General features: G+C 54.3%; 20 protein-coding genes. 6 read left to right on the forward strand and 14 right to left on the reverse strand.

Annotated features, from left to right (window positions below; all coding sequences use genetic code 11):
- Positions 1-5 precede the first annotated feature (5 nt).
- Both BW956_RS09205 and BW956_RS09210 read right to left on the reverse strand, forming a co-directional pair.
- The gene (locus BW956_RS09205) at positions 6-626 is read right to left on the reverse strand and encodes a MotA/TolQ/ExbB proton channel family protein (RefSeq protein ID WP_076462499.1); all 621 of its coding nucleotides are present in this window, start codon (positions 624-626) and stop codon (positions 6-8) included.
- Between the two features lie 62 nt (positions 627-688).
- The gene (locus BW956_RS09210) at positions 689-2,926 is read right to left on the reverse strand and encodes a DNA internalization-related competence protein ComEC/Rec2 (protein WP_076462500.1); all 2,238 of its coding nucleotides are present in this window, start codon (positions 2,924-2,926) and stop codon (positions 689-691) included.
- Between the two features lie 81 nt (positions 2,927-3,007).
- Here BW956_RS09210 and BW956_RS09215 point away from each other — a divergent pair, with 81 nt between their 5' ends.
- Positions 3,008-3,550 (forward strand): DUF2062 domain-containing protein, encoded by a 543-nt coding sequence (locus BW956_RS09215; protein ID WP_010321920.1) that lies wholly within the window; start codon positions 3,008-3,010, stop codon positions 3,548-3,550.
- Here the strand turns inward: BW956_RS09215 and lolD are convergent.
- Both lolD and BW956_RS09225 read right to left on the reverse strand, forming a co-directional pair.
- Positions 3,547-4,227, reverse strand: coding sequence for a lipoprotein-releasing ABC transporter ATP-binding protein LolD (lolD, locus tag BW956_RS09220; protein ID WP_010321919.1), 681 nt, complete (start codon positions 4,225-4,227; stop codon positions 3,547-3,549). The two genes, BW956_RS09215 and lolD, sit on opposite strands and share 4 nt — an antisense overlap.
- The gene (locus tag BW956_RS09225; protein ID WP_010321918.1) at positions 4,220-5,470 is read right to left on the reverse strand and encodes a lipoprotein-releasing ABC transporter permease subunit; all 1,251 of its coding nucleotides are present in this window, start codon (positions 5,468-5,470) and stop codon (positions 4,220-4,222) included. Before BW956_RS09225 ends, lolD begins: the two co-directional genes overlap by 8 nt.
- A 103-nt stretch (positions 5,471-5,573) precedes the next feature.
- Between BW956_RS09225 and BW956_RS09230 the strand changes: the two genes are divergently transcribed.
- From BW956_RS09230 to BW956_RS09240, 3 genes are all read left to right on the forward strand, one after another.
- Positions 5,574-6,146 carry a PilZ domain-containing protein gene (locus tag BW956_RS09230; RefSeq protein ID WP_076462501.1) on the forward strand — a complete coding sequence of 191 codons (573 nt, stop codon included), beginning with the start codon at positions 5,574-5,576 and terminating at the stop codon, positions 6,144-6,146.
- Positions 6,143-6,454, forward strand: a complete 312-nt coding sequence (locus tag BW956_RS09235; protein WP_076462502.1) for a hypothetical protein — start codon at positions 6,143-6,145, stop codon at positions 6,452-6,454. The genes BW956_RS09230 and BW956_RS09235 overlap by 4 nt, the downstream gene beginning before the upstream one ends.
- 102 nt (positions 6,455-6,556) lie before the next feature.
- Positions 6,557-7,708, forward strand: a complete 1,152-nt coding sequence (locus BW956_RS09240) for an IS4 family transposase (RefSeq protein WP_076462503.1) — start codon at positions 6,557-6,559, stop codon at positions 7,706-7,708.
- A gap of 61 nt (positions 7,709-7,769) precedes the next feature.
- On the opposite strand, the gene sthA is transcribed toward BW956_RS09240, so the two are convergent.
- The 10 genes from sthA to BW956_RS09290 all read right to left on the reverse strand — a co-directional run bounded on the left by sthA (position 7,770) and on the right by BW956_RS09290 (position 18,190).
- On the reverse strand, positions 7,770-9,170 hold the full coding sequence (sthA, locus tag BW956_RS09245; protein WP_076462504.1) for a Si-specific NAD(P)(+) transhydrogenase: 1,401 nt from the start codon (positions 9,168-9,170) through the stop codon (positions 7,770-7,772).
- 89 nt (positions 9,171-9,259) lie between these two features.
- Positions 9,260-9,496: a (Na+)-NQR maturation NqrM gene (gene nqrM, locus BW956_RS09250; protein WP_076462505.1), complete on the reverse strand. Its 237-nt coding sequence runs from the start codon at positions 9,494-9,496 to the stop codon at positions 9,260-9,262.
- A gap of 12 nt (positions 9,497-9,508) precedes the next feature.
- Positions 9,509-10,543, reverse strand: a complete 1,035-nt coding sequence (locus BW956_RS09255) for an FAD:protein FMN transferase (RefSeq protein ID WP_076462506.1) — start codon at positions 10,541-10,543, stop codon at positions 9,509-9,511.
- A 5-nt stretch (positions 10,544-10,548) separates the two neighbouring features.
- Positions 10,549-11,781 carry an NADH:ubiquinone reductase (Na(+)-transporting) subunit F gene (nqrF, locus tag BW956_RS09260; RefSeq protein ID WP_076462507.1) on the reverse strand — a complete coding sequence of 411 codons (1,233 nt, stop codon included), beginning with the start codon at positions 11,779-11,781 and terminating at the stop codon, positions 10,549-10,551.
- Positions 11,782-11,818: 37 nt separating this feature from the next.
- The gene (gene nqrE, locus BW956_RS09265) at positions 11,819-12,427 is read right to left on the reverse strand and encodes an NADH:ubiquinone reductase (Na(+)-transporting) subunit E (RefSeq protein ID WP_010325459.1); all 609 of its coding nucleotides are present in this window, start codon (positions 12,425-12,427) and stop codon (positions 11,819-11,821) included.
- 3 nt (positions 12,428-12,430) lie between these two features.
- Positions 12,431-13,090, reverse strand: a complete 660-nt coding sequence (locus BW956_RS09270; protein WP_010325460.1) for an NADH:ubiquinone reductase (Na(+)-transporting) subunit D — start codon at positions 13,088-13,090, stop codon at positions 12,431-12,433.
- Positions 13,091-13,093: 3 nt separating this feature from the next.
- Positions 13,094-13,870 carry a Na(+)-translocating NADH-quinone reductase subunit C gene (locus BW956_RS09275; protein WP_076462508.1) on the reverse strand — a complete coding sequence of 259 codons (777 nt, stop codon included), beginning with the start codon at positions 13,868-13,870 and terminating at the stop codon, positions 13,094-13,096.
- Positions 13,860-15,068, reverse strand: coding sequence for an NADH:ubiquinone reductase (Na(+)-transporting) subunit B (locus BW956_RS09280; RefSeq protein ID WP_076462509.1), 1,209 nt, complete (start codon positions 15,066-15,068; stop codon positions 13,860-13,862). The genes BW956_RS09275 and BW956_RS09280 overlap by 11 nt, the downstream gene beginning before the upstream one ends.
- Before the next feature lie 12 nt (positions 15,069-15,080).
- Complete coding sequence (locus BW956_RS09285) at positions 15,081-16,421, reverse strand: Na(+)-translocating NADH-quinone reductase subunit A (RefSeq protein ID WP_076462510.1); 1,341 nt, start codon at positions 16,419-16,421, stop codon at positions 15,081-15,083.
- A gap of 326 nt (positions 16,422-16,747) precedes the next feature.
- Entirely contained in the window at positions 16,748-18,190 is a 1,443-nt protein-coding gene (locus BW956_RS09290) for a glyceraldehyde-3-phosphate dehydrogenase (protein ID WP_029511336.1), read from the reverse strand.
- Positions 18,191-18,364: 174 nt separating this feature from the next.
- On the opposite strand from BW956_RS09290, the gene mfd reads away from it, so the two are divergent.
- A complete protein-coding gene (gene mfd / locus BW956_RS09295; protein ID WP_076462511.1) occupies positions 18,365-21,814 on the forward strand; it encodes a transcription-repair coupling factor in 3,450 nt (1,149 codons plus the stop codon).
- Between the two features lie 3 nt (positions 21,815-21,817).
- On the forward strand, positions 21,818-22,519 hold the full coding sequence (locus BW956_RS09300; RefSeq protein ID WP_076462512.1) for a CsiV family protein: 702 nt from the start codon (positions 21,818-21,820) through the stop codon (positions 22,517-22,519).
- Positions 22,520-22,523 lie beyond the last annotated feature (4 nt).

A 22,523-nucleotide genomic window follows, 5' to 3' on the forward strand; every position in this document is an offset into this window, starting at 1 on the left:
CGACATCAGTGGATGTCGACCTCACGATCGCCATGAATCGCTTCAACCAGTTTGACCGACTCCTGCTCCATGGTCAGAACAAGCGTATCGATACGGCGCTGGAAATAGCGATGCATCACCAAAGCGGGAATCGCAACCGACAGGCCCGCGGCAGTTGTGATCAGCGCCTCTGAAATCCCGCCAGCCAGAATAGCGGCATTTCCGGTCCCCTGCGCCATGATCTCCAGAAACACCTTGATCATGCCAATCACGGTACCCAGAAGGCCCAATAGAGGCGTAACTGCAGCCACAGTTCCCAGTGGATTGAGGAAGCGCTCGAGGTCATGAATAACATGGGAGGCTTCTTCCTGAATACTCTCCTTCATGATGTCACGGCCATGTCGCGAGTTATTCAGTCCTGCCACGATGATGCGCCCCAAAGGACTGGAGCTGCGAATAACTTTCAAACGCTCTGCAGTCATGGTGCCGCTGCGCGTCAGTTCCCAAACTTCTGCCAGCAGGCCTCTGGGCGTAACCAGCTGAGGACGCAATACCATCAAGCGGTTGGCGCAGATCGCCAGGGCCAGAATGGAGCAAGCTACAATTGGCAGCATCAACCAGCCACCGGCAAAAAGTACTTCAAACACCTGTCGTCACCTCCTGTAGATCGCGCTAACTGTAGCACAGCCCCCAAACCAGGAGTAGCGGGTTAACCAGCTGTCCAATAACGCTTTTTTGTTTGCCTGTGCTGGCTCAATAAACAGCCGTCCGCATTAGCAGACAGAGTAATTGCTCCCGCATTGCCGGTCTCTATCCAGGGTATATTGTGCGCTCCAAGACGCTGCAGAACCTCGGGGTGCGGATGCCCGAAATGGTTGGCAAAACCGGCACTTATCAGCACCCGCCTTGGCTGTACCTGTTCAAGCAGCTCAGTACTGGTGGAATCGCGACTGCCATGATGACCCGCAATCAACCAGGTGTGTGGCTGTACACGACCGGCTGACAACAAACGATACTCGCCACTGTGGCCCAGATCCCCCGTCAGCAGCAGACTGCATTTCTCATTACGCACACTAAGTACGCAGGAGCGCTCGTTGGATGCCAGCGCCTCTGTCGAGCCTGAATACGCAGGTAATACCCTGAACTCGGTACCACCCATTACCCAGCGCTGATCTACACAGGCAATACTGCCCTTACGCTGCTCAGGCTCACCGGCCAACAACCGATCAACCTGCACTTCTCGCAGCAGCGCTTCATAGCCGCCGCTGTGGTCCATATCATCATGGCTTAATATCAGTGTATGCAGCTGATTTATCCCTTCTGCCCTCAGATAGGGCGCGATCGCGTAATCAAACGCAGCACCACCAGAGCGATAGCCAGGCCCGGTATCGTAAAGCACGTTGCCAGCAGCTGTTTTCACTAACACGGCCTGCCCCTGACCAACATCGAACACCAGCGCTTCAAAACGCCCATTCTCCAGCGGAGTCTGTTTAACCCACAACAACGGCAGAAAGGCGACACAGACAAGCAGCCGATACAGCCACCCTAACGGCAGGAGTGCACAGCACCCTATCAACAATGAAAGAAGCACGCGCCCGGCATCGGGTTTAATTGTGGTCATGTAAAGCCCTGCCGCATCCGCTGCCCACTCTAGCCCTTGCCAATACTGTGCAATAAAAGCCTCAACATGACCTCGAAGAGCAGGCAGGGATACGGCCAGCGGCAATACCAGGGGCAGTACCCACACCACCATCGTCAACAGCGGCACGGCAATCAGGTTAACTAGAATCCCCAACGGGTTGAACTGCTGAAAATACAGCACCGTGATGGGGAGCATGCCCAAAAACAACGACAGTTGAATTTTGGCCCAGGCTGCCGGCATGTCAGTCCAGCGCTTAACTGATGCACCCGACTGACTGGCCAGAATAATCAACGCCACTGCCGTAAACGACAGCCAGGTGCCTGCCTCCAAAACAGCCAACGGCTGGATACTGACGACCACAACCAGTGCCCAACGCCAACGTTGCCATGCTGTCAGTTGCAATAAGCGCCAGCTTCCTAATACAAACACCAGCATCATCAGCCAGGCTCGCTGCACCGGCAATCCCCAGCCGGCCAACCATGCATAGACCGTCACCAGCGCAACCACAAACACCAGGGGCAAGACACGGATACAGGCCCGGTTACCCGTCACTCCGGCACAAACAGCAGCCGCGAGCCGCCCCAAAAACCACGCAAAACCGGCGACCACAGCCACATGCAGACCACTGACAACCATGAGATGTGCCGTACCCGTGATCCTGAGCACCTCCCTTTCTCGATCAGTGAATGCAACGCGCTCGCCCAGCACCAATGCCGTCAACGTCCCCGCGGCGGTTCGATCATAGTGTTCCGTAAGGTGATCTCTCAACATCTGCCGCCACTGCCAGGGGCCCGGCGCCGAAGGCTTCAACTCAACCCATTCACGCACATATCCGCGGGCATCCAGCCCGCTGGCCAAATAGTGACGCTCCAGATCATAAGCCTCAGGGTTATATAATCCTCGTGGCGGTTTCAGCCGCGCACGCACAACGACCTGATCACCCGTCCTCAGCTCAACGTCTGATTCATAATCACTAAGCTTGACCTTACGTAACCGGATTGCGGCCTGTGAGTCGGTTAAAACCTGAGAAATACCAAGCACAAACTGAAGGCGACCATTGCGTGAAACCGGCAGACCTACAACCTCCCCTGAAAGAGTCACATCAATTCGGGGCTGGTCGAGTCGGTGATGCAACTGCCAGGCACCATAACTGCTGGCAATACACACGCCCAACACCAGAGTCAAAAGAGAGTTGCGCCAGCGGCGCCAAAGACAGCCCAAGGCCAGTATTAAGGCCAGCAGCAGCGCATATTGCAGGGACGGCAGGATAGCCGGAAGCATTATTCCAGCCAAATAAGTGATCATCCTTGATCCTTAGTGTTGGATTAACGACTTTCAGGCGGCATAATGTCGCCACCCACTGATAGCTGACGTCACGATGTTTCCATGCCGCGCAAGCTGATCCGTAAATACATGCCCGACGAGCGCACATTGCGCAGCCATCGACACCTCAGCTGGTTAGGTCGACATCTTCACGACCCTAACTTATGGCATCTGACGCGCAAATCCGTTGCGCGTGCATTTCTGGTCGGCATTATGTGCGCCTTTATGCCCATCCCCGGGCAAATGGTCGTTGCCGCCGTATTAGCCGTATGGGTTTCCAGCAACCTGCCGATCTCAGTCGGCCTGGTCTGGATCACCAACCCACTGACCATGCCACCGATCTTCTATGTTTGTTATCGACTTGGCTTGTGGGTATTGGGTGAAGAAAGCAGCCTGGGTCAGTCACATGCATGGTCATTGCAGACCATTCAGGCAGAGATTTCATCCATCTGGTGGCCACTGTTAACCGGTAGTGCTATCTGCGCCGTTGTGTTCGGCCTTCTGGGGTATGTCGCCATCAGCCGATTCTGGATCTGGCATGTCAATCGGAGCTGGCGAAAGCGCATCGAACAGCGTCATCAGCGCAATCACCATAACGGCCGCTAAACGGCCTTGAGTTCACCGTCCACAAGCTCCAGTGTTCGGTCCATTTTCTGCGCCAGACCCAGGTCATGGGTCACCATGATAAACGCAGTCCCCAACTCCGCATTCAGCCGGTCCAGATAGGACTGCACATCAGCCGCCGTATGACGATCCAGATTACCTGTCGGCTCATCCATAAGCACACAGGCGGGATCATTCACCAATGCACGGGCGATGGCGACGCGTTGGCGCTCGCCACCGCTCAACTGGGAAGGTTTGTGGCTTAAGCGATGCTCCAGACCAACCTGTACAAGCAATGCTTCAGCACGCTTTCGGGCCGCTTCAGTACCTACCTTGGCCAGCAGCTGGGGCATGGCAACGTTCTCGAGGGCTGAAAACTCATGCAGAAGATGATGGAACTGGTAGACAAAGCCCAGCGCCTGATTGCGAAGACTTGATCGCTTACGCTCACTGATTGAATAGAGCGATTCCCCGGTAACACTGACCTCGCCGCTATCGGGCTTATCCAACCCGCCAAGTATATTCAGCAAGGTACTTTTGCCACTGCCGGAACTGCCCAGAATGGCAACACGTTCGCCAGGCTGGACATGGAAATCGACGCCCTTGAGGATCTCAAAAGACTTGCCACCCTCCTGAAACCCCTTGCGGATCGCTTCAGCCAGCAATACTGGTTCACTCATAACGCAATGCCTCTGCCGGTTGAGTACGCGACGCCCTCCATGCGGGATAAAGCGTGGCCAGGAAACTAATGGAGAATGCAGCCAGGGTAATCATGCCCACATCGGACCAGAGCAGCTCGGAAGGCAAATAGCTGATGAAATACACATCGGCTGACAGGAACTCTATACCCAGCACCTGCTCAATCCAGGCAACCAGGTCCGTAACTGTCAGCGCCAGAGTCACACCCAGCAACACACCCAGCGCCGTTCCGATCAGACCGATCAGAATACCCTGAACCATAAACACCCGCAGGATGGTGGCCGGCGTTGCGCCCATGGTTCTCAGGATGGCGATATCCGCCTGCTTGTCTGTCACCACCATGACCAGCGTCGAGACAATATTGAAGGCCGCCACAAAAACAATCAGCAGCAGCAACAAGGCGATCATCCGCTTCTCCATCTGGATGGCCTGAAACAGGTTGCCATGGGTACGCGTCCAATCACTGACATAAAGCGGCTCGGATTGCGCAGAAGCGACTTCACGCGCCAGTCTGGGGGCCTGGAACAAGTCATCAAATTTCAAACGCAAGCCATCTACACGACCCGTGCTCATACGCTTGATGCGGGCTGCATCCGCGATATGAATGTAGGCAAGGTTGGAATCCAGCTCGGCACCCACTGAAAAGATGCCACTGACCTGAAAGCGCTTGAGCCTGGGAACCACACCGGCAACACTGATCGAAGCCTCAGGGAGCACCAGGGTGACCTTATCGCCGACCGTTACACCAAGGAAACGCGCCAACAGCTCACCCAGTACGATGCGATATTCACCACCATCAAGCTGGCTAAGGTCACCTTCCTGCATATGACGCTGAATGATAGATACCTGCGCCTCAAGTGCGGGATCAATACCGTTGACCAGTACACCCTGGACACGACCACGGCTGGTCAGCATGCCTTGTGCCTGGATATAGGGAGCAGCCCCCTCAACACCCGGTGCCGTCTCAACCGAAGCCTGCAGGCTCTGCCAGTTCTCCAGCCCCTGATCGCCGTAGGCGTTCAAGGTGGCATGCGGCACCATGCCCAGTATGCGCTGACGTAATTCACGGTCGAAACCGTTCATAACCGAGAGCACGAGAATGAGAGCCGCGACACCCAGCATCAAGCCCAGGATCGAAACCAGCGAAATAAAGGATATGAAATGATTGCCACGCTTGGCAGCGGTGTACCTGAGCCCGACAAATAATGATAGTGGTCTGAACATGGGGCAGGATTAAACCATAGTTAGCACCACAGCTCTAACAGAATTGCGTGTTTGTTGCGTATACTGACAGCAGTGATTCCAAATGGAGACGAGGAGACTCAGCGTGACCGAAAGGCGTCAGTTCTACCGAATCGACCACCCGGTGATTATTGAACACCAGTGCATCAGCGATGCCGAGATTCAACAGTCAGGTCGGCCCGATCAGTTTGAGGTCTCACCCTTCTTCCTTTTGCAGGCACAGCTTCGTGACCTGGAAGCTGAATCCAATCACTGCCTGCATCGCCTCGGAGAACAGTCTCCAGCAGCCGAAGCCTGCTTTCGTGTGCTGAATCGCAAGATCGACCTGATAGCCAATACACTCTCTACCGATACCTTCAGCCTTGAACAGGGCGAGCCTCAGTACATCAACCTGAGTGAAGGTGGTCTCAATTTTACCCGCACTGCACCACTGGAAGCGGGACAGGCACTGGCACTCAAACTGGTTTTCACTGAGTCTCGCCTCGGGTTACTTCTTTATGCCCGCGTCATGCGCTGCTCAGCGATTGAAGCCGGGAATGAATATGAAATCGGGGTCGAATTTCTGCGCATGCCCGAGAGCTGCCGCACCCAGCTGGCCCGCCTGATTCTGGAAGCCCAGGCAAAGAAACGTCAGCACGCACAGGATAGCCTTTCATGAGCCAGAAGCCGCTTGATACCCCCTACCCCCGCCTATATCTGCTGGCTACAGGTGTTGGCTTCATAGGTCTGATCGCCTGGTTTTTTGCCGGACGGGAGCTGGGAATACTGGACTGGGCCAGCGAACTGGTGCCGGAATCCCACGCAGGCGCTGGCCTGATGCTGGGAATTATGCTGATGATGCTGCCGGGCTTTTTCCTGTGGAAGCTCTACAACCGCTGGATTGAAAAGCGACTTCAGGTAAAAGGCAAACACCTTGAAGATGACGTTTACCTGCCGCCAAAGACACGCACAAAAAAGCCGGACTGAGTCCCACTGCTGTCCCATAAATGGCAGCAAATGAGAAAGCCTGAATCCAAGTGAGTAAAATGAGAGTGCGACCAAACACTCTACTCACAAAGGATTCAGGCTTTGTCTCATCATAACACCGCGTTTCATCAGTTGCTCCAGCCTTTGTCCAGACATGATTTTGAGCGAACGGCCCGTGAGCATCATGTGGGGCAAAAGCTCCGTTCAGCTTCACGCTGGGATCAGTTCATTGGCATTGCGATGTCCCAGATTTCTGGCCGACAAAGTCTTCGCGACATCGAGTCTAGCCTCGCCAGTCAGCGGCATAAACTCTACCACCTCGGAGCCAAGCCGATTGCTCGCTCAACCCTCGCCCGCCTCAATGAGCAGCAGCCTGCCGAGCTCTATGAGGCCGTTTTTTATAAGCTCTTGCAACGCTGTTCTGTGCGTTCAAATGCGCATAAATTTCGCTTCAAAAATCCACTTTATTCACTCGATGCCAGCACCATCGATCTGTCATTGAATATTTTCCCCTGGGCAAAAATCCATCAGTCAAAAGCCGGTGTAAAGCTGCATACCGGCCTGAACAACGCCAGCTTAATTCCCGAGTTCGTTGCGCTCAGTGATGGACGGGAAGGCGATTTGATTCAGGGGCGCCAGTTCACCTTCCCGGCAGGCAGTATCGTGGCTTTTGATAAGGGCTATGTTGATTACCGCTGGTATGGAGAGCTGACAAAACAAAAGGTTAGCTTTGTCACGCGACTGAGACCCAAAGCTGTTTATCAGGTGCAGAAATCGAATCCAGTACGTGCCAAGACGTCGGTTGAGTACGATCAAGTGATTGAGCTGAGCAGTCAGCACGCGCAAAAACAGGGCGCACCCACGCTTCGATTGGTGGGGTATAACTGCCCGGAAAGCGGTAAACACTTCCGCTTTATCACCAACAACTTCAAGCTGGCCGCGATGACGATTGCGGCGATCTATAAGGATCGTTGGCAGGTGGAACTCTTCTTCAAAGCGCTCAAGCAAAACCTGAAGATAAAGGCGTTTTTAGGTAACAGTAAGAATGCTGTGCTGACGCAGATCTGGATCGCCATGATCTGCTATCTACTGCTCTCGTTTGCTCGCCACAGCGCCCGGCAAGGCTGGAGCGTACAACGCATAATGCGAACACTTCAGGTGAGCTTGTTCGAACGCATGCCCCTTTGGGCGCTGCTTAATCCTCCTCCATTAAAGCCAGAAAAAAGGGACCCTCAAATGAGGATCCCTTTATGATCAAAAACTATGGGACAGCAGTGGACTGAGTCCGGCTTTTAAGTAGGCGCTTTCCTGAATCTTAGAGGTTGGAGATACGATTCAGGCCCGAGATGGCCGCTACGCGGTAGGCTTCTGCCATGGTCGGGTAGTTGAAGGTGGTATTGACGAAGTACTTAAGCGTATTCGCCTCACCTTCCTGACTCATGATTGCCTGGCCAATATGGATGATCTCTGAAGCCTGGTCACCGAAGCAGTGAATACCGAGAATCTGTAAGGTTTCGCGGTGGAACAGGATCTTCAGCATACCGACCGGCTCACCCGAGATCTGGGCACGTGCAGTATCCTTGAAAAAGGCCTGCCCTGCCTCATAGGGAACACACTCAGCGGTCAACTCTTCTTCTGTTTTACCAATGGAGCTGATTTCCGGGATGGTGTAGATACCGGTCGGGACATCATTGATATAACGGAAGTCATCTTCAGACAGCATGTCGGCAGATGCAGAGCGACCCTGGTCAAGCGCTGCAGAGGCCAGGCTCGGCCAGCCAATCACATCACCTACTGCATATACACCTTCAGCTTCGGTGCGGTAGTGCTCATCCACCTGCAACTGGCCACGGCTATTGGCTTCCAGACCGATTTTATCCAGCCCCAGCCCTTTGGTATTGCCTGAACGGCCATTACACCAGAGGAAAGCATCCGCACGCAGCTTTTTGCCTGACTTCATCGTCATGGTCACGCCATGGTCATCACCAATAACCGATTCATAATCTTCGTTATGGCGGATCTTCACGGCGTTATTACGCAGGTGATAGCTCAGGGCATCAGAGATCTCATCATCCAGGAAAGACAGCAGGCGATCACGGGTATCGATCAGATCCACTTTCACACCCAGGCCACTGAAGATGGAAGCATACTCACAGCCGATAACACCTGCACCGTAAATAACCAGTGTACGCGGGGTGTGGCTCAGCTTGAGTACTGTATCGGAGTTGTAGATACGGGGATGATCGAAGTCGATATCAGGCGGACACCAGGGGCTGGAACCGGTTGCGATAACAAAATTCTTGGAACGCAGTACTTCACGGCCGGTCTTGTCGCCTTCAACAACAACCTCACCCTGCTGTGAAAACTGGGCACGGCCGAAGAATACGTCTACACGGTTACGCGCATAAAAGTTGGTACGCAGCATAACCTGGTTGGAAATAACCTTTTCCGCACGCTTCAGTACCTTGGGGAAGGAGAACCAGCGCGGCTCACCGATATCACGGAACATCGGGTTAGTGTTGAATTCGATGATCTGTTTGACTGAGTGACGCAGTGCCTTGGACGGGATAGTCCCTTTGTGAGTGCAGTTGCCGCCTACCGTATCCTGCTCTTCAACGATAGCGACTCGACGCCCCTGCTTGGCTGCGTTGATGGCAGCCCCCTCACCCGCAGGACCAGAACCGATTACTACGACATCATAGTCATATACAGCCATTACTTTCCCCTTAGTTGATCGTCCACTAGCGAACGCTTCTACCTTAAGCAGTCAGCGTCCAGCTTAACGGTGCCAATTACAACAACCTATTAACCTTTAGATTTAACCTCATAGGCAAGATCAGCGTCGTCGCTGCCTGCCACGCGCTGATTTTCTTCATCGCATTTGCTCGGATTACCACCGCAGATATCACATACGGTATCCATACCCAGCGCGCTCATGCCACCGCAGGAGCCCTTGATCGGTTTCTGCCCAAGGAGAACACCTACGGACATGGCAACAACAATTAGCAGCAAAGCCGCAAAGGTCAGGATCATGGTAGCCATAATTCCCTCCTGTTAATTCATGTAGTTGGCGAAACCCGGTGTAAAGCGGGTCGCAAAGCCCTCATCAGTCTTACTGATAAAAAAGGCATCAATTTCATGTTCAAGGGCAAAATTGTACCCCTCTTCCTCGCCCATCACCATGAGGGCAGTTGCTAATGCATCAGCCTCCATACAGGTTGGGCGAATCACCGTGACCGACGCCAGACGATGCGTAATAGGACGCGCTGTGCGTGGGTCAATGGTATGGGAGAATCGGACACCATCTTCCTCGAAGTAGTTCCTGTAATCCCCCGATGTAGCAACCCCACCCGTGGTCAGCGAAATGATTTCCTGCACACTGCGCTCCCCCTGGGTCGGCGTTTCAATTGCCAGCTTCCAGGACTCGCCATTGGGCTTGCTACCACGCGCACGCAGCTCTCCACCTATCTCGACCAGATAGCGCTCAATACCACGCGCTTCGAGCAGGCGTGCCAGCTCATCAACGCCATAGCCTTTGGCAATGGCAGACAGGTCTACATACTGCTCACCCTGCTTGCCAACTGTTTGTGCCTGGGGGTCAAGCTCGACAAAACCATAACCGATACGGCTCTTGAGACTGTCGATTTCGGCTTGCTCAGGCGCATGGGTGATCCGGCCATCAGGACCAAACCCCCACAGATTGACCAGAGGACCTACCGTGTAATCAAAGGCACCGCCGGTGAGCACACTGATGCGCTGCCCTTCGGCCAATACCTGCATCAACTCGGGACTTACACTGCGAACCTGGCCATGCGGCATCTGATTCAGCAGTGAGAGTTCAGAGTCATCGATGTAAGTCGACATCTGCTGATTAACCTGGCTCAGCAACTTGCCGGCGTCAGTACGAACAGCAGCCAACTCGTCTTCCGAGCTCGCCACCCACTTCATGCTGAACGTGGTCCCCATGGTCATGCCCTGGAAACCTACAACCTGTTCTTTGGGGCCTGTATCACAACCCTGAAGTCCAAAAACAAAAACGGCCAGCAGCAGAGCTGCCAGCCATTTAGTCAGACGTATCTGATTAGCCATCAATATCAGCCACCGAAGTCATCCAGCAGGATATTTTCAGGCTCAACACCCATGTCTTCCAGCATCTTGATTACAGATGCGTTCATCATGGGAGGACCACACATGTAGTATTCGCAGTCTTCCGGCGCATCATGATCACGCAGGTAGTGCTCATACAGCACGTTATGGATGAAGCCGGTGTATCCGGTCCAGTTGTCTTCCGGCTGCGGATCAGACAACGCCAGATGCCAGGTGAAGTTCTCGTTCTCTTCCGCCAGCTTGTCGAATTCTTCAACGTAGAAGGCTTCACGCACAGAGCGAGCACCGTACCAGAAGGAGATCTTGCGCTTGGAGTTCAGACGCTTCAGCTGGTCAAAGATGTGTGAACGCATGGGCGCCATACCGGCACCACCACCGATGAAGACCATTTCGTTATCGGTTTCCTTGGCGAAGAACTCACCGAAGGGCCCGTAAACAGTGATCTTGTCACCCGGCTTCAGGTTGAACACATAGGAAGACATCTGACCCGGCGGAATACCCTGGCTGCCCGGAGGCGGAGACGCGATACGAATGTTGAATTTAACAACACCACGCTCTTCCGGGTAGTTCGCCATGGAGTACGCACGGATAACGGTTTCGTCGACCTTGGACACAAACTGCCACATGTCGAACTTGTCCCAGTCACCACGGAACTCGGGCTGGATGTCGAAATCCTTGTAGTTAACCACGTGGGGTGGCGCTTCAAGCTGGACATAACCACCGGCACGGAAGTCAACGTTTTCACCTTCAGGCAGACGCAGGGTCAGTTCCTTGATGAAGGTCGCCACGTTCGGGTTGGACTCAACAGTACATTCCCACTTCTTCACACCGAAGACATCGTCTTCAACGTGAACTTTCATGTCCTGCTTGACGGCAACCTGGCAGGACAAACGCCAGCCTTCCTTGCCTTCACGCAGAGTGAAGTGAGATTCCTCGGTCGGCAGCATGGAGCCACCGCCCTCGGTTACCTGACATTTACACTGTGCACAGGTACCACCGCCGCCACATGCGGACGCCAGGAAGATACCCTTGTCGGCCAGAGTCTGCAGCAGCTTGCCACCGGCCGGAACAGTGATCGATTTTTCCGGATCATCGTTGATCTCGATGGTCACATTGCCTGAGCTGACCATCTTGGCTCGGGCAGCGAGGATTACGGCAACGAGTGCAAGCACCACAGCCGTAAACATCACCACACCGAGGATAATGACTTCTATATTCATCGGTTCATCCTATCCTTCACGCTTACCTGTCATCCGGTTACAGCTGTACGCCGGAGAATGACATGAAGCCAAGAGACATCAGACCCACAGTGATAAAGGTGATCCCCAGGCCACGCAGGCCGTGCGGAACGTCACTGTACTTGAGCTTCTCACGGATACCTGCCAGGGCGGCAATTGCCAGCGCCCAACCGATACCAGCACCTGCGCCGTATACAACACTTTCACCGAAGGTGTAGTCGCGCTCTACCATGAACAGAGCAGCACCCATGATGGCGCAGTTCACGGTGATCAGCGGCAGGAACACACCCAGCGCGTTGTAAAGAGACGGCACAAACTTGTCCAGGAACATCTCCAGGATCTGTACGATCGCGGCAATTACGCCGATGTAGGAGATATAACCCAGGAAGCTCAGGTCCACTTCAGGATAACCGGCCCAGGCCAGCGCACCTTCACGCAGCAGATAGTTGAAGATCAGGTTGTTGACCGGGACCGTGATGACCAGCACCACGATAACGGCAATACCCAAACCAATTGCAGTCTGGACCTTCTTCGAGATCGCCAGGAAGGTACACATCCCCAGGAAGAAGGCCAGCGCCATGTTTTCAACGAAAATCGCCTTAACAGCAAGGCTGATCATTTGTTCCATGACTTACGCAGCCTCCTTCTTGGTGTTCGGAGCCATTTCGAAGTCAGGCTTCTCAACCTGCTCCGGCTTCCAGGTACGGATGATCCAAATGAAGATACCGATCAGGAAGAATGCGCTCGGCGGCAGCAGCATCAGGCCGTTGCCCTGGTACCAGCCACCATTGTTAACCAGCGGCAGGATCTCGATACCAAACAGAGAACCGGCACCAAACAGCTCGCGGAAGAAACCAACGAACAGCAGTACCGCACCGTAACCCAGACCATTACCGATACCGTCCATGAAGCTCGGCAGCGGAGGGTTCTTCATGGCGAAGGCTTCCGCACGGCCCATTACGATACAGTTGGTAATGATCAAACCAACGAATACCGACAGCTGCTTGGAGATCTCGTAGGCAAATGCCTTGAGAATCTGGTCAACCACGATTACCAGCGAGGCAATAATCGTCATCTGAACGATGATTCGGATGTTGCCCGGAATGTGGTTACGAATCAGCGACACGAAGAAGTTGGAGAACGCTGTTACGGCAATTACTGCCAGCGTCATCACCATCGCGGTCGCCATGTTGGAGGTAACCGCCAGGGCAGAACAAACACCCAGGATCTGCAAAGCGATCGGGTTGTTCTTGAAAATTGGCGTTACCAGAACGTCTTTAGTCTTAGACATGGATTAAGCCCCCCCTGCACGCAGGTTGTTCAGGAACGGTGCATAACCGTTCTCGCCCATCCAGAACTGAACCAGGTTGGTCACACCGTTACTGGTCAGCGTGGCACCGGACAGTCCGTCGATCTTGTACTCGGCATTTGGCGTAGAGGCGTCAACAGCACCCTTGATCAGAGTGATCTTAGGATCCGTTTTGTCTTCACCGTACACTTTCTTGCCAGGCCAGATGGCTTTCCAGGACGGGTTATCTACTTCACCACCCAGACCCGGGGTTTCACCGTGTGAGAAGAAGCCCAGACCCACAACGGTATTCAGGTCGCCTTCCAGCGCCAGGAATCCGTACATCGTAGACCAGAGACCCTTACCGTGTACCGGCAGGACCACTTTCTCAACATCGCCATTGTCGCTCTGAACCAGGTAAACCGGCTTGATCTGAGCGATAGACTTGATGCCTGCCTTGTCTTCTTCACGGCTCAGACGCACATTCTGCTGCGGATCTTTAGCCGCTTTAGCGTCATCGTAGCCAGCCGGTACATCAACGTATTTGCCGGTATCCAGATCAACATACTTGGTGGTGATCTGAGTAAACAGCTCATCCACGCTCTTGTTGGGGTCGGAAATACCTGCCGCCGCAAGAATATTGCTCTTACGGTCCAGTTCCTTGTTGGCAACCTGCTTTGGCTTCAGGATTACCGCTGCTGCAGAAACCACTACTGAGCAAACAACACACAGCAGCACGGTCACCAGCAGGGTTTTGCCCATAGTATCGTTATTAGACGACATTACGCTTCATCCTCCGCTTGATGTTCGCCTGGACAACAAAGTTGTCGATCAGCGGTGCAAACAGGTTGGCAAACAGGATCGCCAGCATCATACCTTCCGGGAATGCCGGGTTGGCGACACGGATCAGGACAACCATGATGCCGATCAGCGCACCGAAGAACCATTTACCGGTGTTTGTCATGGACGCAGACACAGGGTCGGTCGCCATGAAGATCATACCGAAAGCAAAGCCACCCAGAACCAGGTGCCACCAGAACGGCATGTTAAACATCGGATTGGTATCGGAACCGATCATATTGAACAGCGTTGACATCGCCACCATGCCCAGGAAAACACCGGCAACAATGCGCCAGGCTGCAATTCGGGCAAAGAGGATGACAGCACCACCAATCAGGATCGCAAGCGTAGAGGTTTCACCTACGGAGCCCTGGATAGTACCTACGAAAGCATCGAACCAGGTGATGTTGGCATTCAGAACCGCTTCAACACCGCCCATGGCTGCCAGGCCCAGCGGAGTTGCACCGGAGAAACCATCAACCGCTGTCCAGATCGCATCACCTGACATCTGCGCCGGGTAGGCGAAGAACAGGAAAGCACGACCGGTCAGCGCCGGGTTCAGGAAGTTTTTACCGGTACCACCGAATACTTCCTTACCGATTACCACACCAAAGCTGATACCCAGTGCAACCTGCCACAGCGGAATAGTCGGCGGCAGAATCAGGGAAAACAGCACAGAGGTCACAAAGAAGCCTTCGTTGACTTCATGGCCACGCTTCATGGCGAACAGAACTTCCCAGAAGCCGCCCACGACGAAGGTTGTGATATAGATCGGCAGCCAGTAGACAGCACCATGGATGATGTTGTCCCAGACACTGTCAGGACTGAAGCCCGTCAGGCCTGCTGCCAGAGCACCACGCCAGCCGGTAGATTCGGTCAGGCCCAGTTCAGCCATAGCTGTGTTAGCCTGAAGGCCAACGTTGTACATACCGAAGAAGATCGCCGGGAAAGTACACAGCCATACCAGGATCATGATGCGCTTCAAGTCTACGCCGTCACGAACGTGCGCAGGACTCTTGGTCACATGACCCGGGGTGTAGAAAATGGTATCGACCGCTTCATAAAGAGCGTACCAGTTTTCATATTTGCCGCCTTTGTGGAAATGCGGCTCCATTTTATCAAGAACGGTTCTCAAACTCATGACCAGCCTCTCTTACGCCTCTTTCTCGATGCGCGTCAGGTTGTCGCGAAGAATCGGACCGTATTCATACTTGCCCGGGCACGCGAAGGTGCACAGAGCCAGGTCTTCTTCATCCAGCTCAAGACAACCGAGCTGCATCGCGGTCACGATATCGCCGGTAACCAGTGCACGCAGCAGCTGGGTCGGCAGGATATCAAGCGGCATCAACGCTTCGAACTGACCCACGGGAATCATTGCCCGCTCGGATCCGTTCGTCGTGGTGGTGAAATCGAACTTCTTGCCCGGCGCAAACACGGACGCAAACATGTTCAGTACGGAGAACTTGTTGCTGCCCGGCGCAATCCAGCCCATGAAGTCACGGCTATCACCTTCCAGCAGAACGCTCAGCTGGGTGGCGTAGCGGCTGATGTAGCCATGAGGGCCCATTGCACGACGACCATTCCAGACTGAACCACTGATGATACGGTTCTTGCCGGATTTGAGTTCAGAGGCGGTCAGCTCTTCGGTGCTGGCACCCAGACGGGTACGTACCAGACGCGGCTTGTTGACCTGAGGGCCACCCAACGCGATTACACGCTGTGTCGGCAGCTTGCCTTCGGCAAACAGCTGACCAAATGCGATTACATCCTGGTAACCGACAGTCCAAACGGTTTTATCCTGAGACACAGGGTCAAGGAAATGGATGTGGGTGCTGGGATTACCTGCGGGGTGTTTGCCGGCAAATTCCTCAGTACGAACACCATCAACTGAAGGGATATCTGCACCGCTTTCCTTACACAGGAATACCTGCTTGCTACCCAGACGGGTCAGCAGGGTCAGGCCGCTTTTGAAAGCGTCTGCCTGTTCCTTGATCACCAGGGCCGGATCAGCAGCCAGCGGGTTGGTGTCGATAGCGGTAACAAAAATGGAGCTGGGCGTAGTGCCAAGCTGAGGTACACGGCTGAACGGACGGGTACGGAATGCAGTCCACAGACCGGAAGCAACCAGGTTTTCTTCAACCTGCTCACGGGTCAGCTGACCCAGCTCAGCTGCCGGGTACTTGGCAAACTCAACTGCTTCTTCCTGATCATCCAGTTCAATGACCACTGACTGCAGCACACGACGCTCGCCACGGTTTACTGCTTTCACAGTACCCGCGCCGGGAGCCGTGTACTTGACCCCTTCTGTCTTTTTATCGGCAAAGATCGCCTGACCGAGTTTTACCCGATCCCCTTCCTTGACGAGCATGGTCGGCTTCATGCCGACGTAGTCTTCGCCGAGAAGAGCTACGGTACGCACGGCAGCACCATCAGTGATGGTCTGTTCCGGTGCGCCCGCGATAGGCAGATCCAGACCTTTATTGATCTTGATCATTAGTCTCACCCAACTTACAAAAATATCTAGGAGGTTCTCTGCACAACTTAATGACGCAGCCTTTAGACTCGACTAACGTCCAATCTAAACAACGACTTGCGCCCACCCCTTCATGCAGGGAAATTCCCACCAAAAAATCCCTGCAAGTATAACCGAGACTCCGGTTATTTTTCTACAAGCCACTGTTTTACTTGGGCCTGCAGCCATCAAAATGTAATCTTCGTAATAGATCTTTTACATATATGGTTATTTCGTATTGATATATAAAGTATCAAATACAAAAAAGGCCGCTCACGGCGACCTTTAGTGTTCAAAAACCGAGCTATTTAGTGCTTGGCTTCCGGGAAAGCATCCAGAGTGCATTTGGCCAAGTGCTGAGCCATGCGAATTACCTGGCAGCTGTAACCAAACTCGTTATCGTACCAGACGTACAGAACGCAACGGTTGCCATCAACAATGGTCGCCAGTGCATCTACAACACCTGCTGCACGAGAACCAACGAAGTCAGAGGAAACCGCTTCCGGTGAGTTGCTGTAGTCGATCTGCTTCTGCAAATCAGAGTACAGAGCAGCATCACGCAGATAACCGTTCAGCTCTTCCTTGTCGGTATCCTTGCCCAGGTTCAGGTTCAGAATCGCCATGGAAACGTTCGGAGTCGGTACACGGATGGCATTACCGGTCAGCTTACCTTCCAGCTCCGGCAGCGCCTTGGCAACAGCCTTGGCAGCACCGGTTTCGGTCAGAACCATGTTCAGCGCAGCTGCGCGACCACGACGATCACCTTTATGGTAGTTGTCGATCAGGTTCTGGTCATTGGTGTAGGAGTGAACGGTCTCAACATGACCATTTACAACACCAAACTGGTCGTTTACGGCTTTCAGAACCGGAACAATGGCGTTTGTTGTGCAGGATGCAGCAGACAGAACGCGGTCATCGTCGTTAACGTCCTGATGGTTCACACCCATCACGATGTTCTTGACGCCTTTACCCGGCGCAGTCAGCAGCGCACGTGCAACACCCTTGGATTTCAGGTGCAGAGACAGGCCAGCTTCATCACGCCAGATACCAGTGTTGTCGATCACCAGAGCATTCTTGATGCCGTACTGAGTGTAATCAACCTGATCCGGGCCATCAGCGAAGATGATCTGGATGTAATTACCATTGGCGATGAGTGCGTTGTTCTCTTCATCTACCTGGATGGTGCCCTTGAAGGAACCATGCACGGAGTCACGACGCAGCAGGCTGGCACGCTTCTCCAGGTCGTTCTCTGCCTTGCCCTTGCGCACAACAATGGCACGCAGACGCAGAGAGTGACCACCACCGGCACGATCCAGCATCAGGCGCGCCAGCAGGCGGCCGATACGACCGAAACCGTACAGGACGACATCAGTGCTTTCGTGAGCTTCAGCCGGCTCAGTGGAAGCACCAGCCAGCTCTTCCTGCAGGAATGCCTGCAGAGTGCGACCATCGCCTTCGTTGCGGAATTTAACCGCCAGCTTGCCGATATCGATGTGCGCATTGGTCACATCCATCGCAGCGACGGCTTCCAGCACAGGGAAGGTATCCACAACGGAGATCTCTTCACCTTCGATCTGACGCACGAAGCGGTGTGCTTTCAGGATATCGATAACGGAACGCTTGACGATCAAGCGGCCGTATACAGAGATTTCAATGTTGCGGTCACGGTACAGACGGCCAACCAGGGGCACCATCGCTTCTGCGATTGCTTCACGGGCTTTCCAGTCTGCGAAAATCATTTCTTGGCTCACGAGGTAACTCCGAAATTGTCATCGCTCAATTTGGGTGCGCGCATTATCCTCTTTTCGGCCATCGGGGGCAAACCTGACACCGTATACTTTGGTCCTTAGTGTCTCCACCAGCTGCGAACACCCTCACCAGAAGGTACAATAGTGCCTTTACCAGCATGGAGCGAGGAGCAAGCGTTGACTGCAGCAATCAAGGTTCCGATTCCCAGAGGCCCTGGAGATATCAAGCGTATTGGCCAGATAAGGGGCAGCGCGACAGGCCTTCTCGTGCAGCAACTGAGCCGCGAGCATGACGGCATGATCCTTCTGGTCAGCCAGGATATGGAAACTGCCGAACGCCTGCTGCAGGAAGTCCGTTTCTATACCAACTCGGAACTTCCGGCTGACCTGCTCCCCGACTGGGAGACACTGCCCTATGACAGTTTTTCACCGCATCAGGACATTATCTCCGAGCGCGTTCGCACCCTTCACCAGCTGCCTGAGCAGAAGCGCGGCGTTTTAATCGTCCCGGTCAGCACCCTGTTGCATCGTATTGCACCGATCAGCTTTGTTACCGCCAACGCACTTTTCCTCGAACAGGGACAAAAACTGGACAGCCTGGCAATGCGCCAGCGTTTCATTGATGCCGGCTATACCGCCGTAGATACGGTTTACGAGCATGGCGAGTTTGCCATCCGCGGCGCCATCATCGATCTTTACCCTACAGGTAGCGACCTGCCGCTGCGCATCGATCTGTTTGATGATGAAATCGACAGCATTCGCACCTTTGATCCGGAATCACAGCGCTCCATCGAGAAGGTAGAACGCATCCGGTTGCTGCCTGCGCGTGAATTTCCGTTCCATCAAGCGGCCATCAGCCAGTTCAAACAGCGCTGGCGTGAGCGTTTTGACGTTGATCATACCCAGTGTCCTATTTATCAGGATGTATCCAGCGGGCTGACGCCTCCCGGCATCGAGTATTACTCTCCACTGTTTTTTGATGGCATGGCCACCCTGCTCGACTACCTGCCAGAGAGCACACTGATCTTGCATGATGCCGATCTCAAATCGGCAGCTGATCATTTCAGTACGGATGTCAGCCAACGCTATCAGGAGCGCTGCAGAGACCTGCAGCGCCCTGTACTTACGCCTGAAGAACTTTTCATCAGCACCGAAGAGCTGTTCTCAGAACTGCGCCAGCGTCCTGTGCTGCGTACTACACAGGAAGCAGAGGATGTTCGCCCGGGCCGCGATAACCTGCCCAGCGAACCGCCACCCGACCTGACATCATCAGCGCGTGAGGCCCCACTGCTGAATCTGATTGAGTTTCGTCAGCAACATAACGATCCCGTGCTGATTTGTGCAGAGTCAGAAGGCCGCCGCGAAGCGCTTATGGAGCATGCGCAAAAAGCGGGATTGCCACTGACTGAATGCAGTAACTGGTCGGCCTTCATTGAGTCGGACATTCCCCTTGCGATCACGACCTTCCCGCTGGAGCAAGGGCTTAGCCTGCCCGGTCATTTTCACCTGATTACCGAAACACAGCTGTTTGGCCGGCAGATATTCCAGCGCCGGCGCCGGGAAAAGGAACAGCTCGATGCCGACCAGGCCATTCGCCACCTGTCCGAACTGACCATTGGCGCACCCGTCGTACACGTGGACCACGGTGTCGGTCGCTATCAAGGCATGCAAACCATCGAGCTTGATGGGCAGCACAATGAGTTTCTGGTGCTCGAATATGCCAATGAAGCCAAACTCTATGTCCCCGTTGCCTCACTCCATCTGATTGGGCGCTACTCCGGGGCCAGCGATGAGTCCGCACCGCTTCATAAGCTGGGAACCGAACAGTGGTCCAAGGCGCGCCGCAAGGCCGCTGAAAAGGTACGTGATTCTGCCGCAGAGTTGCTCGATATCTACGCCCGACGTGCAGCCCGCAAGGGCTTCAGCTTTGGATTTGAAGAACAGGAATATCAGCAATTCGCCAGCAGCTTCCCCTTTGAAGAAACTCCCGACCAGGCCAACGCAATCGAGGCGGTTGTCAGTGACATGCGAGCCGCTACCCCCATGGATCGACTAGTCTGTGGCGATGTGGGCTTTGGTAAAACTGAAGTTGCCATGCGCGCCGCCTTCATTGCCGCACAAAGCGGCAAGCAGGTCGCTGTACTCGTGCCGACTACCCTGCTGGCCCAACAGCATTTTGAGAATTTCCGTGACCGCTTTGCCGACTGGCCGGTGAATATCGAGCTTATCTCCCGCTTCAAGAGCGCAAAAGATCAGCAGCTAACCATGGCGGCCGTCGACGAGGGCAAGGTCGATATACTGATCGGCACGCATAAGCTGCTGCAGGGTGACATCAACTTCAAAAATCTGGGACTGGTGATCATCGATGAAGAGCACCGCTTTGGCGTTCAGCAGAAAGAACGCCTGAAGAGCCTGCGCTCTGAGGTGGATATCCTTACCCTGACGGCCACGCCAATCCCTCGTACCCTGAATATGGCCATGTCCGGCATACGTGACCTGTCCATCATCGCCACGCCACCGGCTCGACGCCTCTCGGTGAAAACCTTCGTACGCCAGAGCGAGACACCCCTGGTCAAGGAGGCGATACTGCGAGAGTTGCTGCGTGGCGGTCAGGTGTATTACCTGCACAATGAGGTCAAGAGTATCGACCGCGTGGCCGAAGAGATCAGCAACCTGGTTCCTGAGGCTCGCGTTGCAATCGGTCATGGCCAGATGCGTGAACGCGAGCTGGAACAGGTGATGAGTGATTTCTATCACAAGCGCTTCAATGTACTGGTTTGTACCACCATCATCGAAACCGGTATCGATGTTCCCAGTGCCAACACCATTATCATTGACCGTGCCGACAAGTTTGGTCTGGCGCAGCTGCATCAGCTGCGTGGCCGTGTAGGACGTTCGCACCACCAGGCCTACGCCTACCTGCTGACACCGCCGGTTAAACTGCTGACCAAAGACGCGCAGAAGCGCCTTGAAGCCATCGGCCAATCCAGCACTCTAGGTGCCGGCTTTACCCTGGCGACTCACGACCTTGAAATTCGCGGTGCCGGCGAGTTGCTTGGCGAAGAGCAAAGCGGCCAAATGCAGAGCGTAGGTTTCAGCCTGTATATGGAGATGCTGGACCAGGCCATACAGTCCATCAAGGAAGGCAAAACGCCAGACCCGGACAAACCACTCAATCACGGCACCGAAATCAATCTGCATTTGCCGGCACTGATACCGGACGACTACTTGCCAGACGTACACAATCGCCTGATCATGTACAAGCGTATCGCCAACGCCGGCAGCGAAGCCGAACTGGATGAGTTGCAGGTTGAAATGATCGACCGTTTCGGCCTGCTGCCGGAATCAACCCGCAACCTGATGCGCCTTACCCAGATCAAACTCAAGGCTGAAGCGCTTGGGATTGTAAAACTGGATGCCGGCGACAAGGGTGGCCGAATCGAGTTTGAGGCCGAGCCCTCTATTGACCCAATGGTGATTATTAACATGATTCAGCGTCAGCCGAAGCATTTCAAACTGGACGGCGCCAACATACTCAGGTTTACTCAGCCCATGGAAAAACCTGCATCTCGCTTCACCGCCGTTGAAGCCCTGCTGGGACAATTGTCAGCCAAGGAGAATCGCTGAACCATGACCAAGTTTTTTCGCCGAACCGCCCTGGCCTTGAGCCTCACTGCGGCTGCTACCAGCCTGCAGGCAGCAGACATGTACAAGGTCGAAATGGTCGTTTTTGCCAACCTGAACAGCGATGATGGCGGCGAATTCTGGCCTCGACTGGAAGCACCGGACACACTGGGCAGCATTACCCTGTCGCCCTGGAACGGCTACCCGCTCCAGTATTTCGAGCAACTGCCAACCGGCGACCTGCAACTGGGGGGTGATGCTGCAGCCTTATCTCGCAGCGGCAACTACGCCCTGCTCTATCATAAGGGCTGGTTGCAGCCGATTGGTGGCCCGTCAAGCGCACGCAAGGTTCTGATTGATGCCAATTTCGAGGATTATGCTCTGAGTGGGAATCTGAGCATCTACAAGAAACGCTTCCTGCATGCCCAGCCGAACCTGCAGCTTACATCCAACCGTCTGGTCGACATGCCGCGCGACACCAGCACACCCGTGCAAACCGCCGAAACAGCGTCGATGGACCAGGGTGTTGACGACAGTAGTTCAGAGAATAGCGTAGAGACACCAGAAGTGGTGGGCTTTCCGGCAGAAGCAGAAACACCGGCCAATACCTGGCAACTCAGCCAGTCCCGCCGCATGCGCTCAAAGGAAACACACTACATAGATCACCCCAAATTCGGGGTCCTGTTGCGCATTCGACCGGTGAACTAAGGCC

The organism is Marinobacterium stanieri (assembly GCF_900155945.1).
GTDB lineage: Bacteria > Pseudomonadota > Gammaproteobacteria > Pseudomonadales > Balneatricaceae > Marinobacterium > Marinobacterium stanieri.

Coding starts and splice junctions, on each gene's coding strand:
- BW956_RS09235 (WP_076462502.1), top strand. CDS start 6,143: ATGAGCCAGAAGCCGCTTGATACCCCCTACCCCCGCCTATATCTGCTG.
- nqrM (WP_076462505.1), bottom strand. CDS start 9,496: ATGGCTACCATGATCCTGACCTTTGCGGCTTTGCTGCTAATTGTTGTT.
- BW956_RS09270 (WP_010325460.1), bottom strand. CDS start 13,090: ATGTCTAAGACTAAAGACGTTCTGGTAACGCCAATTTTCAAGAACAAC.
- sthA (WP_076462504.1), bottom strand. CDS start 9,170: ATGGCTGTATATGACTATGATGTCGTAGTAATCGGTTCTGGTCCTGCG.
- nqrF (WP_076462507.1), bottom strand. CDS start 11,781: ATGAATATAGAAGTCATTATCCTCGGTGTGGTGATGTTTACGGCTGTG.
- lolD (WP_010321919.1), bottom strand. CDS start 4,227: ATGAGTGAACCAGTATTGCTGGCTGAAGCGATCCGCAAGGGGTTTCAG.
- BW956_RS09285 (WP_076462510.1), bottom strand. CDS start 16,421: ATGATCAAGATCAATAAAGGTCTGGATCTGCCTATCGCGGGCGCACCG.
- BW956_RS09275 (WP_076462508.1), bottom strand. CDS start 13,870: ATGTCGTCTAATAACGATACTATGGGCAAAACCCTGCTGGTGACCGTG.
- BW956_RS09210 (WP_076462500.1), bottom strand. CDS start 2,926: ATGATCACTTATTTGGCTGGAATAATGCTTCCGGCTATCCTGCCGTCC.
- BW956_RS09225 (WP_010321918.1), bottom strand. CDS start 5,470: ATGTTCAGACCACTATCATTATTTGTCGGGCTCAGGTACACCGCTGCC.
- BW956_RS09300 (WP_076462512.1), top strand. CDS start 21,818: ATGACCAAGTTTTTTCGCCGAACCGCCCTGGCCTTGAGCCTCACTGCG.
- BW956_RS09280 (WP_076462509.1), bottom strand. CDS start 15,068: ATGAGTTTGAGAACCGTTCTTGATAAAATGGAGCCGCATTTCCACAAA.
- BW956_RS09255 (WP_076462506.1), bottom strand. CDS start 10,543: ATGGCTAATCAGATACGTCTGACTAAATGGCTGGCAGCTCTGCTGCTG.
- nqrE (WP_010325459.1), bottom strand. CDS start 12,427: ATGGAACAAATGATCAGCCTTGCTGTTAAGGCGATTTTCGTTGAAAAC.
- BW956_RS09215 (WP_010321920.1), top strand. CDS start 3,008: ATGCCGCGCAAGCTGATCCGTAAATACATGCCCGACGAGCGCACATTG.